The organism is Salinicola sp. V024 (assembly GCF_052645315.1).
The window spans coordinates 113029-126293 of record NZ_JBQXYB010000001.1; the positions used below are offsets into that span (position 1 = coordinate 113029).

General features: G+C 60.4%; 10 protein-coding genes. 3 read left to right on the plus strand and 7 right to left on the minus strand.

Features of this window, described 5'->3' with window-relative positions; genetic code table 11:
- Positions 1-125: 125 nt before the first annotated feature.
- From otsB to ACUN9V_RS00535, 3 genes are all read left to right on the plus strand, one after another.
- Positions 126-1703, plus strand: a complete 1578-nt coding sequence (gene otsB / locus ACUN9V_RS00525; RefSeq protein WP_445509937.1) for a trehalose-phosphatase — start codon at positions 126-128, stop codon at positions 1701-1703.
- Positions 1700-4174, plus strand: coding sequence for a glycoside hydrolase family 65 protein (locus ACUN9V_RS00530; protein ID WP_445509938.1), 2475 nt, complete (start codon positions 1700-1702; stop codon positions 4172-4174). Before otsB ends, ACUN9V_RS00530 begins: the two co-directional genes overlap by 4 nt.
- Before the next feature lie 78 nt (positions 4175-4252).
- Positions 4253-5704: an alpha,alpha-trehalose-phosphate synthase (UDP-forming) gene (locus ACUN9V_RS00535; RefSeq protein ID WP_445509939.1), complete on the plus strand. Its 1452-nt coding sequence runs from the start codon at positions 4253-4255 to the stop codon at positions 5702-5704.
- A 10-nt stretch (positions 5705-5714) separates the two neighbouring features.
- Here ACUN9V_RS00535 and ACUN9V_RS00540 read toward each other — a convergent pair whose 3' ends face one another.
- The 7 genes from ACUN9V_RS00540 to ACUN9V_RS00570 are packed head-to-tail and all read right to left on the minus strand — an operon-like array spanning position 5715 to position 13162.
- Positions 5715-7589, minus strand: a complete 1875-nt coding sequence (locus tag ACUN9V_RS00540; protein WP_445509940.1) for a V-type ATP synthase subunit A — start codon at positions 7587-7589, stop codon at positions 5715-5717.
- A complete protein-coding gene (locus tag ACUN9V_RS00545; RefSeq protein WP_445509941.1) occupies positions 7586-8269 on the minus strand; it encodes a hypothetical protein in 684 nt (227 codons plus the stop codon). The genes ACUN9V_RS00540 and ACUN9V_RS00545 overlap by 4 nt, the downstream gene beginning before the upstream one ends.
- Before the next feature lie 22 nt (positions 8270-8291).
- Positions 8292-8966 (minus strand): hypothetical protein, encoded by a 675-nt coding sequence (locus ACUN9V_RS00550; protein WP_445509942.1) that lies wholly within the window; start codon positions 8964-8966, stop codon positions 8292-8294.
- Between the two features lie 9 nt (positions 8967-8975).
- Entirely contained in the window at positions 8976-9413 is a 438-nt protein-coding gene (locus tag ACUN9V_RS00555) for an ATP synthase subunit C (RefSeq protein WP_445510353.1), read from the minus strand.
- Positions 9410-11215: a V-type ATP synthase subunit I gene (locus tag ACUN9V_RS00560; protein ID WP_445509943.1), complete on the minus strand. Its 1806-nt coding sequence runs from the start codon at positions 11213-11215 to the stop codon at positions 9410-9412. The genes ACUN9V_RS00555 and ACUN9V_RS00560 overlap by 4 nt, the downstream gene beginning before the upstream one ends.
- Before the next feature lie 17 nt (positions 11216-11232).
- Positions 11233-11823, minus strand: a complete 591-nt coding sequence (locus tag ACUN9V_RS00565) for a V-type ATP synthase subunit D (protein ID WP_445509944.1) — start codon at positions 11821-11823, stop codon at positions 11233-11235.
- The gene (locus ACUN9V_RS00570) at positions 11786-13162 is read right to left on the minus strand and encodes a V-type ATP synthase subunit B (RefSeq protein WP_445509945.1); all 1377 of its coding nucleotides are present in this window, start codon (positions 13160-13162) and stop codon (positions 11786-11788) included. Before ACUN9V_RS00570 ends, ACUN9V_RS00565 begins: the two co-directional genes overlap by 38 nt.
- Positions 13163-13265 lie beyond the last annotated feature (103 nt).

Below are 13265 nucleotides of genomic sequence, written 5' to 3' on the forward strand. Positions count from 1 at the left end.
GAATCGAGGGGGTATGGCCACCGAACGGTTTTAGTGTCATGGCGCGTCATGGACTCGGACCGGCTGCACCCCTGGACCTCGTCGACCCCTGTGAATAGGCGGGTCGTCGCAGCCAGGAGAGCCGCATGAAACCGACAGATGACGAGTTGCCGAGCGGGGGTCTTGTTGCCTTCGATGCGGGTGTATTCGACCTTGATGGCGTGGTGACGCAGACGGCCAGGGTGCACAGCGCCGCCTGGAAAACCCTGTTTGACGATTATCTGCGCCGCCGAGCGGCACGTCATGATGTGCCCTTCGTGCCCTTCGTGCCCTTCGATGCTGACCGCGATTACCGTCGCTATGTGGATGGCAAGCCGCGTGCCGATGGCGTCAGAAGTTTTCTGGCTTCGAGAGCGATCTCGCTGCCGGAAGGGTCTTCGCAGGATATGCCTCAGGTGGAGACTATTCAGGGGCTGGGGCAGCGCAAGGATCAGTTGTTCCTGATGCAGTTGGAGTGCCATGGGGTTGATGTCTACGACAGTACCGTGCGCTTTATCCATTTGCTGCGTGCGGCCGGGCTGAAAACGGCGCTGGTATCGTCGAGCCGCAACGCGCGAAGGGTGCTCGAGAAGGCGGGGCTGCTCGAGCTTTTTGATGTCTGCATGGACGGGGTCGAGGCACACCGACTCCAATTGAGGGGAAAACCGGATCCGGCGATCTTTCGCCATGCCGCTGCCATGCTGGATGTAAGGCCTGCAAGAGCACTGGCCGTCGAGGACGCTCTCTCCGGGGTCGAGTCGGCCCGGGCTGCCGGTTACGGGCTGGTCATCGGCCTCGATCACGACCAACAGCGGGATGACCTGCTTGCCCACGGGGCCGATCTGGTGGTGAACGCGTTAACCGAGCTCGACCCCGCGGACGCCCCCTGGCGGCCGGACGCCTTGGCCGGCTTTCCGGCCATCGCGCGGCAACTGACCCAACGACGTCCCGCGATCTTTCTCGACTATGACGGCACCTTGACCCCGATCGTGGCCCGCCCCGAACTGGCGTTACTGGATGACGCCATGCGCGGGGTCTTGCGCCGTCTGGCCCGCCACTGGACCGTCGGCATTATCAGTGGCCGCGACCGCGCCGGTGTGGCCCGGCTGGTGGGACTCGAGACGCTGATTTATGCCGGCAGCCACGGGTTGGATATCGCCGGACCGGGGGGGCTGCGCATGGAGTATCCTGCGGCGCTGGAGTACCTGCCTGCGCTCGATCAGGCCGAGCTCCAATTGCGTCATCGGCTGGAGACGGTCGAGGGTGCCCTGGTCGAGCGCAAGCGCTTCGCCATTGCGGTGCATTACCGACTCGTCGCACCGGATCAGCATTCAACCGTTCGGGACCAGGTCGCGGCGGTGGCCGAAGCCGCAGCACCGAGGTTGCGACAGACGGGGGGCAAACGCGTTTTCGAACTGCGGCCGGACGTGAGCTGGGATAAGGGCAGAGCGTTGCTCTGGCTCCTCGAGGCGCTCGATTTGAGTGGCTCGGACGTGTTGCCGTTTTACCTGGGTGACGACGAAACCGACGAGGACGCTTTTACCGCGCTGCAGGGCATCGAGGGGGTCGGGGTCAGGGTGGCTGCAGTTGCCGGCCCAACCGCCGCCCGCTATCGACTGGATGACGTCGCTGCCGTCACGCACTTTCTCGAGCGTCTCGAGCAGGATCGGAGGGCGTCGGCATGATGGCCTGGACGCTGGACTATACCCAATTCGAACCCCAGCGGGAGAGGTTGAGAGAGGCGTTATGTGCGCTAGGCAATGGTTATTTCGTCACCCGCGGCGCTGCCGAGGAAGCCCAGGCCGGCGACCATCACTACCCGGGGACCTATCTGGCCGGCGGCTACAATCGTGTGACGACGAGAATTGCCGGGCAGGAAGTCGAGAACGAGGATCTGGTCAATCTACCGAATTGGTTGTGCCTGACGTTTTGTGTTGACGAGGGTGAGTGGTTCAGTCCGCTCACCGTCGAATGGCTGGACTGGCGCCAGTCACTCGATTTACAGGACGGGGTGCTGCGGCGGGAACTTCGGTTTCGTGACCGTCAGGGGCGCGAGACGACGTTGCTTGCCCGACGGTTGGTTCACATGGGTAAACCGCATCTTGCCGCTATCGAATGGCAATTGCGGGCCGATAACTGGTCGGGTCGGATTCGGGTGTGTTCGGCTCTCGATGGCAGAGTGAGCAATGACGGGGTCGCGCGTTATCGCACGTTGGCCAGCCACCATCTCGTGATGCCGGTCACCGAGGCGCTCGAGGCCGATACGATTCGTCTTGGCGTCGAAACCAGCCAATCGGGTCTGCGAGTGGTCGAAGCGGCACGTACTCGGGTCTTTGTAGGCGCCACACCGCTCGAGGTCGAACGCAAGACGATTCGGGAAGAGCGCTATATCGCTGATGAACTGACGCTTGAGCTGACCTCCGGGCAGACAGTGACGGTGGAAAAGGTCGTAGCCCTTTTCAGCTCGCGTGATCGAGCCATTGCCGATCCAGCCCTCGCGGCTCATGATGCGTTAGAGGGGGCCGGACGGTTCGCCGAGCTGCTGACGACCCATGTTCAGGCTTGGGCGTGGCTATGGCGACGCTGCGATGTCCGGCTCGAGGATGGTCATCGGACACAGATGATCTTGCGGCTGCACATTTTCCATCTGTTGCAGACCGTTTCGCCGCACAGTGTCGAACTGGATGTCGGAGTGCCGGCTCGGGGGCTGCATGGTGAAGCCTATCGAGGGCACGTGTTCTGGGATGAACTGTTCATTTTTCCTTTTCTCAATTTCCGCATTCCCGAGATCACGCGCGCCCTGCTGCGTTACCGGTATCGACGTCTTGACGAGGCTCGTCGAATGGCAGCGGTGGCAGGTTATCGTGGTGCCATGTACCCCTGGCAGAGCGGCAGCAGCGGACGGGAGGAGAGTCAGAAACTGCATCTCAATCCCAACTCCGGACGCTGGATCGCCGACAACAGTGCGTTACAGCGGCATGTCAGCTCCGCCGTGGCCTATAACGTATGGCGTTATTACGAGGTGACCGGAGACCGCGAGTTTCTGGCCTATTACGGCGCCGAGATGCTGCTGGAAATCGCCCGCTTCTGGGCCAGTGCGGCACACTGGAATCCGCAGCGGGAGCGCTACGACATCACCGGTGTGATGGGGCCGGACGAGTTTCATGATCGCTATCCCGACGCCGCTTCACCGGGCTTGGACAACAATACCTACACCAACATGATGGCGGCCTGGGTGTTGAAACGGGCGATCGAGGTTCGCGATGTGATTGGTGCCGAGCGGCGTCAGGAGCTGGGCGAGGCGTTGTCGCTGACCGAGCGGGAAATCGCCCAATGGGAAGAGATCAGCTCTCGCTTGTTCGTGGCATTCCATGCCGATGGTATTCCCAGTCAGTTCGAGGGTTACGAACAGCTCAAGGAATTCGATTGGGAAGGCTATCGCCACCGTTACGGCGATATTCAACGCCTCGATCGTCTGCTCGAGGCCGAAGGCGACAGCGTCAACCGCTACAAGGCCTCGAAGCAAGCCGATGTGCTCATGTTGTTTTATCTCTTTTCCACCGAAGAGCTGGGGGAACTGTTCGCCCAGCTCGGTTACCCGTTTGCCGGCGAGCTCTTGCCGCGCACCATCGCCTACTATCAGCAGCGTACCTCGGATGGCTCGACCTTGAGTCGTGTGGTGTCCTCCTGGGTGCTGGCCCGCCTGGATCGCCCCCGCTCACTGGCACTGCTCAAGGATGCGCTGGAAAGCGATATCACCGATGTGCAGGGCGGCACGACTGCCGAGGGTATCCATCTGGGCGCCATGGCCGGCACCGTCGACCTCGTACAACGCGGCCAGACGGGACTCGAGATTCGGGGCGGCTGTCTGCGCCTCAACCCCAGCCTCCCGCGTCGACTGCGGGGCCTGCATCTGCGCTTGCGCTTCCGGGGGCACTGGCTGGAATTGGCGATCAGCAGTAGCGGCATGACGCTCGAAGCTGCGGAAGGTTGGGAGGGGCCGGGGCAGGTCATGGCCGGCAATCAGGTACACGACTTCATGGCTGGCCAGTGTTTGACCTTCCACTATCGAGGTCCGGACAGGGGGTGGCATCTGGGTACGCCGCCGGTTCCTGACAACAGCGATAACGTGGATCACCCAGATCCAGCCGCGTGATGCGACTGTCCTTGCGGCCAACCGGTACGAGTCGCCCGCCCGCCGAGAGGTGTGCATACCACAACAGGGGATCAGCACATGAGCAGGCATCGATTGGTGGTCGTTTCGAATCGGGTACCGTCCCCCGCCCGCGAAGCATCAGCCGGGGGGCTGGCGGTGGGGTTGAGAGAGGCGTTGGAGAAAAGTGGCGGACTCTGGTTGGGCTGGGATGGTCGGATTGCCCAGGCGGCGGCGCGGATCGCATGGACAACCCCATTCACCCTGGCCACGCTGTCACTGAATCAAGCCGAGTACGAGGGTTATTACGGGGGATTTTCCAACCGTACCTTGTGGCCTCTGATGCATGGGCGGCTGGATATGGTCCACTTTGACGCTGAAGAATTCGCCTGTTATCTAGCGGTGAATCAGCGCTTTGCGGATGCGCTCTTGCCCCTGCTGGAGGCTGACGACTGCATCTGGGTCCACGATTATCACCTGATCCCACTGGGGGCACTGTTGCGCCAGCAGGGTGTCTCGTCTCCTCTGGGATTGTTCTTGCATGGACCGGTTCCCGCGCCTGAAATACTGGAGGCATTGCCCTGCTATCAGCAGCTGATCCGTTCCCTGAACGCCTATGACCTGGTGGGACTGCAGACCGAAAAGGATGTGCGAAACCTGTCTGATTTCATGCTGCGTTACCTGGGAGGTCAACGTCTTGCGGACGATAGTCTGATGGTAGGAGGGCATCGCGTTCGCATCGCGGCATTTCCCATCGGCATCGATCCACAGGCCTTCAGCCAGTTGGCTCTATCCCAGAGTATGGCGGCGGTGTCAGCGCGAGTGCCTTTGCGAATCATCGGTGTAGAGCGGCTGGACTATACCAAGGGGCTGCCGCAGCGACTGCAGGCGTTCGAGCATCTACTCCGCCATGCCCCTCGCTACTGCGGTCGGCTGGAGTTTCTGCAAATCGCGGCTCCTTCGCGGGAAAGCGTGCCCGAATACCGCGCGTTGCGTGATGAGCTTGAGGCCCAGTCGGGGCGCATCAATGCGCGTTACGCCTCGCTGGACTGGATTCCGATGCGCTATCTGAACCAACTGTTTGATCGCGAACATCTGGCGGGTTTGTACCGCCACAGTCGGGTAGGGCTGGTCACGCCATTGCGTGACGGCATGAATCTGGTCGCCAAGGAGTATGTTGCCGCCCAGGATCCGTTGGATCCCGGCGTGCTGATTCTCTCTCGCTTCGCCGGTGCTGCCGAGCGATTGCAGGGAGCGCTGATCGTCAACCCTCATGATGTCGGCGCAGTGGCCGCTGCCATCATGCGGGCGCTCGACATGCCTCTGTCGGAGCGACGTGCGCGTTGGCATCAGCTCATGCTGGAGATTGAAACGCATGACATTCATGACTGGCGGCATCGTTTCCTGAAGATGCTGTCTCAGGCGCATCTTGAACGTCAACAGGTTGAAAGCCAGAAGGATAGCCGTTGCGTGCCATTGGCTTCGCTATCGCAGCATCCGCTACGGCCGCCCATGACGGCCAGCGCGAAGTAGTGGGTCGAGGTCAGGTTTTGGCCGCCACCACTCCCTTCTGTGGGTCCGTGGGCTGCTTCATGCCTGTGGTCTCGCTCAATAGCGTGTCGATCCGTTGCAGGTACTGCTGGTAGGTCTCACTGTCCGTTGCAGCATAGTTGAGATTGCGCAGCAGATCAGTCAATCGAGTAAAGGCGTTGCGTATCGCTTGCTTGTCGGCGCCGGTCATCGGGGCATCCACCAGGCGCGAAAGCAGGGCAATCATCATGTTCTGTCGAGCCAGCGGTGTGGATACATCAACCGGGTCGAAAGCATCCTGTTGTAGATAGACCATATCGACCAGCTGGGCCTTCTGCTGGGTCAGGAAATCGGCATCGCTGATACCCTCTTCGCCGGTAACCTGCATCATGCGCTGGATCTCGTCGCCGTCATGCAATAGCCGCTTGAGCCGTTCGATGCGGCCGCGCCACTCGGTACCCATCTGATCGCGGAACCAGGGAGCGAGCTGATCGATGTAGCGTGACCAAGAAATCAGCGGATCGACTGCCGGATAGAAGCGTTTATAGGCGCGCGCATAGCTGAGTCCTAGAAAGGTCTTGACGGTATTGAGCGTGCCCTGAGTCACCGGTTCTTCGAAGTTGCCGCCGGCCGGCGAGACGGTGCCGATCAACGTTAGAGTGCCGGTATCGCCCTGTGCGTTACACAACGCGCCGGCACGCTCATAGAGCATGCGAATCGAAGATTCGAGGTAGGCGGGGAACGCCTCCTCTCCCGGGATTTCCTCAAGGCGCCCGGAGGTTTCGCGCATGGCCTGAGCCCAGCGCGAGGTCGAATCGGCGATCAGCAGCACGTCATAACCCATCTGCCGATAATATTCGCCCAGCGTGATTCCGGTATAGATAGACGCCTCGCGCGCCGCCACCGGCATCGATGAGGTGTTGCAGATGACGATGGTACGATCCATCAGCGTGCCACCGCTGCGAGGGTCATGAAGCTGGGGAAATTCAGTAATGGTTTCCACCACTTCGCCAGCGCGCTCGCCACAGGCGACGACGATGACGATATCGACATCCGAGTAGCGAGAGATGAGTCCCTGCAATACCGTCTTGCCGGCGCCGAACGGACCGGGAATGCAGGCAGTGCCGCCCTTGGCGATAGGGAAAAAGGTATCGATCAGTCGCAGCGTGGTGGTCAGTGGCGTACTCGGATAGCGGCGCTCGGCTCTGCCGTTATGCATTAGTGCCTTGGCCAACGGTTGGCGTACTGGCCACTGCTGGGTCATCGTCACCGGATACTCCCGCCCCCGGGGGTCACGCAGGCGCGCGATCACGGTATCGAGGGTGAAAGTGCCAGCCTGAATCCAGGTGACGCTGAACTTCCCGGAGAAGCCGAACGGCACGAAGAGGCGATGGGTGAAGCGTCCCTCTTGCACCGTGCCGATCACATCCCCGGCCTCTACCGTGACACCACTGCGGATCGTCGCCTCGAACGACCAGGTGCGCTGATGATCGAGTGCCTTGACATCAATGCCCCGCTGCAGGAAGCGGCCATGAAGTGCTTCGATCCGAGCCAGGGGATTCTGGAGACCGTCAAAAACCTGGCCGAGCAGCCCCGGGCCGAGTTCCACCGCCAGCTGCTCACCGCTCTGAATGACCGGATCATTGATTCCCACACCGGCAGTGTCTTCATACACCTGAGCATCTGCTTCGGCACCGCGTACCCGCAAGATCTCTGCCTTGAGACGCATGGATGTCATGCCTTCATCCGGTGACGGGCAGAGATAGACCACTTCGTTCTTGATCAAGCGGCCCTGGGCGGGGTCATTGAGCGCTATGGTGACAACGTCGGCATTGACGGCAACGACGTGGGCCGTGGCCTTGTCAAGGGAGTGGGGGTCAATCGTCATAGGACTGCCTTCAGTAGACTCTCCGGTCCAGCAAAGGTCTCGAGCAATAAGGTGAAACGCTGACGGGCCTGAGATTCATCGCGTTGGCAGCTACGCTCGACAAGCCACCAGCGAAACAGGTACAGCACCACGTCCTCGAAGCCATAGGGAGCCTCCGCTCGTTGTTGACTGAAATAGTGCCAGCACAGCGTCAGCAGCGCCTGTTCAGTTGCCAGGCTGTCACCTTGTTCGATCAGCGGCACCAGTGTTGTCAGGTAGGGATAGCGTCTTTCGAGGGTGAAGGTGGGATGCGCCCAGTAGCGGTCCAGTTGGCGACCTACGACAGGTAAACGGGCAAGGGGGCCGGGCGTCGTTTCGCCGTGGTGGCGTCGGCGCAGCGCGGCAGTCAGTACATCCAGCTGCAACCGCCAGACGATCCAGCGGCATAGGCACCTCGATTCCAGTTCGTCGAGCAGTCTCTCGGCCTGATGCAACAACGTGGCGTCATCCATGACGGTGGCTGCGGAATACGGTTGAATGAGGGTTTGGATGCGCGCCACTTGTCGGCGGTCGGTCGCCGTCAGCAGGTCTAGGCGAGATTCGAGCTGAATGCGCGAGATCGGCGGTCGCTCCCAGTGAAACGGCTGGCGTAGATGAGGCAGCGAGCTCAACAGCGTGATATAGCGATAGCCATCCGACATGCTGGGTTCCTCGTTTGCCCGACTACGCTACCACCCCTTCGAGCAGCGCGCGGAAGCGTGGCTGTAGATGGCGGAGCAGCAGAGTGGCGATGGATTTGTCGGTCAGGTCGACATGGATCCGGCCTTGATCAAGCAGGAAGCGGACCCCGGCTTCGACCTCACGATCGGCCCGGAGCGTGATGCCTTGTTCGAGCATCTGCCGGGCGACTTGGGCGAGCAGTGTGGACAAGGCGCCCTCATGCAGGGCTTGGGGATTCTGGCGTAACTCCTCGACCCCGATCACCTCCATGGGTAGCAACGCTTCTCCCTGAACCTCCGCTGGCAGCGGGGAGCGGCGGGCTACTTCAAGCATCAGCCGAGCGAGAATATCCGGATCGCCCAGTGTTTCGCCAACCAGTTTCTCCAGCTCGGCCGAGAACTGATGACTGAAAGTATCCTTTGCCGTCAGACATAGATCACGATAGGCCAGCGTCAGGGCCTGATGCCCTGACTGGCGCAACCTGTGGGCTTCATCCTCGGCCTGTTGCTTGATCTGCTCGGCTGCCTCCTGGGCTTGGGCGAGTACCCAGTCGGCATGCAGTTGCGCTTCTTCGACCAGTCGTGTGGCTTCCTGGCGGCCCGCATCGATGCCTTGCTCGCGTAAGCTGTCGAGTAGCGCTTGAATACCGTGGCTGCGGCTATCGGAAGATATATTCACGGGGACTCCTCAATCAGGCAGCGAGCTGCTCATCACCAGCGCGAAGACAAACGCGAACACGGCGAATCCCTCGACAATCGCTGCCGGCGCCAGGGATATGCCGAACACTTCCGGTTTGTTCTTGGCGGTGTCGATGGCGCTGACCAGGGCGCGCCCCTGGTAGATCCCGTTGACCAGCAAGGCCAGCCCCGACAACAGACCGATCGCCGCCAGGCCCGGGCTATTCGCCAGCGTCACGGTACGGTTGAGGGAAAACATGATCACAATGCCCAGAATCGATTGGGTCGATGGCATGGCGGTCATGCCGATGTACTTGCCGTAGCCGCTCTCGGCATCGAGCAATGCACCCGCTGCGGCCTGTCCCGCGAGGGTACAGCCGATCGAACTGCCGATCGCGCCCAGCGCTACTGGAGAATAGATGCCGAGCCAGCCGAGCATCATGATCATTTGATCCACGTTATTTTCTCCTTGTTGGCAAAGGCTTTGAATGGACGCCCCTCGCCCTTGACCCCCCAACGCAAGAATTCGATGAGATTGAGGCGCAGTCCATGAATCACGCCGCCCATCAGGGCCAGGGCGAAATTCAGTATATGGCCCAGTAACAGGATGATGACGAACAGCAGCGTACCGCCACCATTCAGGTTGTCACGGACCTGGATCGCGAGCTGGTTGAAGGTGATCGCTAGCGAGGCGCTCGACAGGCCGAGCGCGAACAGCCGCATATAGCTGAGGGTGTTACCGAAGGCCTGTGCCAGTTCGCCCAGCGAAGACACTCCGCTGACTAGGCGGCGTAGGCCATGCCGCCATCCGTCAAAGGGTTCCGCGCTCGAAAACAGCACCACCAGCAGCGCGCCACCCGCCAGTCCGATCAGCGGCAAGGCGGCGATTACCGGTGGTGGCGAAGAGGACTGGATGACGCGCCATAGCGTGAAACCGCTACCCAGTATCAGGATCCATCCGCCATTGGCCAGTGCCAGCCAGCGTGGCCGTGCGGCCCACGCCGCCAACGCATTGGCCAGCATCAGGTGCAGAACGCCGATGGTGATCGACAGAGCCATCATGGCGTTGAAGTTATCCATGTCCAGCCAATGCAGATGCGCAAGCAGCGAATCCGGCGGCGGTGTCACGCCAAAGTAACTGCCGATCAAGAAGCCATAGATCAGGGCGGTACCACTCATGGCCAGCCCCATGCGGCCCAACCGCCTGCCGGTGCGGGTCAGAGTCCAACGGCGCCGCCAGAGCAGGCAGAGCAACGCGAATATCAGGGCATATCCGGCATCGGCCAGGATAATGGCGAAGAACAGGGCAAACGAGAAAAATATCATCACTGAGGGGTCGCTACTGCGATAACCGGGCAGTTGAAAAAACTTCACCGCTTCCTCGCCCCCCGCTAGCCACTCGGGGTTGTCGAGCAGTATAGGGGGCTCGTCTTGCGCCTCCGGCGGTTGATCGATCAGGGCAACGTCGCCGATCTCGCATAGAGCGGATAGTGCTGCCCAGTGCTCGCTGGGGACCCAGGCCTCGAGTACGAACAGCGATTCGCTATCGTCGCAGTAGCGGGTCACCCGGTTGAGTTCGGCAGCATTGGCGGCATCCGCGATCTGCGTGGCAAGGAAAGTGAGCCAGCGGGTCAGGAAGAAACGTTCGGCATCCAGCTCTTCGAGCTCGATCCGTAAGGCCTCTTCCTGCGCACGCACTTCAGTGAGCGACACCCCCCCCGTGTGCGAGCGCGCGAAAGGCACTTGATCGGCGCTCGGTTCCTGGGTGGCGACGACCGCTAGATATAGCTGGCGATGGTCGCGATTGACCACCGTCCAGGGCAGCTCAATCGCGTCGATAGCGTGGCGTTTGCCCAGCGGCACCAGATAGAACCACAGACGCAATCCGCCGAGCGCGTCGAGGGGGGGGAATTGGAAGTCGCCCCATGGGGCCAATGCCTGGCGTCGATGTTGCAATAGCGACAGGTGATCGAGAATGTCCTCGCGACGTTGTCGATTGATCTGGATGCTGCTGAGCAGCGTCGACCGCTCGGGGGGAATCGGCGGCTGCTGAGGGCGCCGATGCCGAGGACTGGAAAGCAGATACTCGAGCGCAGTGGAGAGTTCACTGTGTTCGCGACGATCCTCGTCGATGCTCACGCCCCGCTCGATCACATTGACCAGCCCGAGGGTCTGAAGCCGGTGCAGGATCGTGCGCTTGCGCTCGTACAGGCCGACCAGGACGAGTCTGCGCATGGGGACGATGCTCATCGGCGTTTCTCCTGGGTCTATGTCTGAGCGAGCTTGCGTTTGGCCAGTTTGGCGCGTACCACGGCAGCCCGCTCCTGATCCGCGAGATACAGATCGATGCGCTGAATGGCGTGAACCGTCTCGGGAATCTTGACCTTGGAAAATAGATTGACCCGCTGGGTCACGATCCGGGCGGCCTTGTCAATCAGCATCAGCCGTTGTTCGAGTATCCGCGCTGCCACCTTGAGGCGCAGCATGTTCTCCAGCCTTGCAACGACCTGATCGATCCAGTGCGGATGGCTCAACAGGCTGTAGGGTCGCCGTTCGATAGTCAGCGTGTTGAGTCGAGGCAGCGTCACGCCGACGACGTTTTCCTCATCGATGCGTAATGTCTCGACACTGATCAATCCTTCCAGCGATACGCGGGTATCGGCCAGCATCGGTAACTCTCTGCCGATCGCCGTCTGCATCTCCTCGATCTGTAGACGCAGTTCTGACAGATGTTGCTCGGTCATCTTGCGCTGCGCCAGCAGCATGCGCTGCTTCATTTCCAGCGCGGGGAGATAGCGCTGGTACATGGTGCGCTGTTGCTTAAGTTGACTGAGCGAGCTTTTGTTGAGTGCGGGCATCTGCATCACCGGGCCAGTAGGTGTCCTTGAGGGATTGCTTGATGACGACTTCATCGTGAGTAAAACATTCGGCCAGTAATGCCCAGCAGGCATCCAGGGCCTCTTCGAGCGGTTGGCGTACGTCAAGGCGCATGAAGCGCTGACGAAAGGCATCGGCAAAGCGCAACAGCTTGTGGTCGAAAGGGGATAGCTCGAAGGCCATGGCCTGTTTCTGCTCGGCTTCTACGCCCTCGGCGTAATAGCGAATCATGGTGTTCATGATCTGGCCATGGTCTTCGCGGGTCTGCTTGCCAATGACATGCTGCTTGAGGCGCGATAGCGAGCCGAACGGATCGAGCATGCCGTCATGCAGATAGAACTGGCCCTCGGTGATATAGCCGGTATTGTCGGGTACCGGGTGGGTCACGTCGTTGCCGGGCATGGTGGTCACCGACAGAATGGTGACCGAGCCTGCGCCGCGAAAGTCACAGGCCTTTTCATAGCGTTTGGCCAGCTGGGAGTATAAATCGCCCATATAACCGCGATTGGAAGGGATATGCTCCATGGAGATGGCGATCTCCTTGAGCGCGTCGGCAAAGGCTGTCATGTCGGACATCAGTACCAGTACGCGACGGCCCTCCTCGACGGCAAGGTGTTCAGCCACTGCCAGGGCCAGATCGGGAACCAAAGTCCGTTCGACTACCGGGTCGGACGCCATATTGACAAACATCACCGTACGCGACAGTACGCCGGCATCCTCGAAAGTCTGGCGAAAAGCATGATAATCGTCATAGATCAGACCCAGCCCTGCAAACACCACGACATCGGCGTCCGCCTGGATTCCGATGCGGGCCAGCAATACGTTATAGGGTTCTCCGGCAACCGAAAAAATAGGAATCTTCTGGCTTTCCACGAGACAATTGAAGACATCGATCATCGGAATATCCGTGCGGATCATCTGCGAAGCCAGTATGCGTGACATCGGATTGACCGTAGGTCCTGCAATCGGTACACGACGATCATCGTCCAGTTCGGGCCCGAAATCGACCGGATGTCCTGAGCCATTGAATACACGGCCATAAATATTGTCGGAATAGATTGCGCGCATCATTTCACCGAGAAAACGTATGCCAGCACGGCTGGAAAGCCCCCGGGTACCGGCGAAAACCTGCAGGGATACGCTGTCGCTGCTCAGTTTGACAACCTGAGCCAGCGAGAAGGGATGATCGTCCTGTTCGATTTGTGCCAGTTCCCGATTGAGAGGGTCCAACCCCATGCGTCGAGCCGCGTGCAAATCGACTTCGACGATATCACCGATGATCGACATGATGCCCTGAAAGGAAATATTGGGTTCTGCCATTATCGGACCTTTGTCATCGGTACCGCGGGGCCAAATACCTGTCGGAGAAAACGAGATCGGTGTCTTTAATGATGGATATGCCCACCAATTCCTGGCTCGTCGA

What these genes read in the sequence shown, in the direction of transcription:
- ACUN9V_RS00540 (WP_445509940.1), bottom strand. Translation starts at nt 7,589, where the DNA reads ATGACGATTGACCCCCACTCCCTTGACAAGGCCACGGCCCACGTCGTT.
- ACUN9V_RS00565 (WP_445509944.1), bottom strand. Translation starts at nt 11,823, where the DNA reads ATGCCCGCACTCAACAAAAGCTCGCTCAGTCAACTTAAGCAACAGCGC.
- ACUN9V_RS00570 (WP_445509945.1), bottom strand. Translation starts at nt 13,162, where the DNA reads ATGGCAGAACCCAATATTTCCTTTCAGGGCATCATGTCGATCATCGGT.
- otsB (WP_445509937.1), top strand. Translation starts at nt 126, where the DNA reads ATGAAACCGACAGATGACGAGTTGCCGAGCGGGGGTCTTGTTGCCTTC.
- ACUN9V_RS00560 (WP_445509943.1), bottom strand. Translation starts at nt 11,215, where the DNA reads ATGAGCATCGTCCCCATGCGCAGACTCGTCCTGGTCGGCCTGTACGAG.
- ACUN9V_RS00545 (WP_445509941.1), bottom strand. Translation starts at nt 8,269, where the DNA reads ATGTCGGATGGCTATCGCTATATCACGCTGTTGAGCTCGCTGCCTCAT.
- ACUN9V_RS00555 (WP_445510353.1), bottom strand. Translation starts at nt 9,413, where the DNA reads ATGATCATGATGCTCGGCTGGCTCGGCATCTATTCTCCAGTAGCGCTG.
- ACUN9V_RS00535 (WP_445509939.1), top strand. Translation starts at nt 4,253, where the DNA reads ATGAGCAGGCATCGATTGGTGGTCGTTTCGAATCGGGTACCGTCCCCC.
- ACUN9V_RS00530 (WP_445509938.1), top strand. Translation starts at nt 1,700, where the DNA reads ATGATGGCCTGGACGCTGGACTATACCCAATTCGAACCCCAGCGGGAG.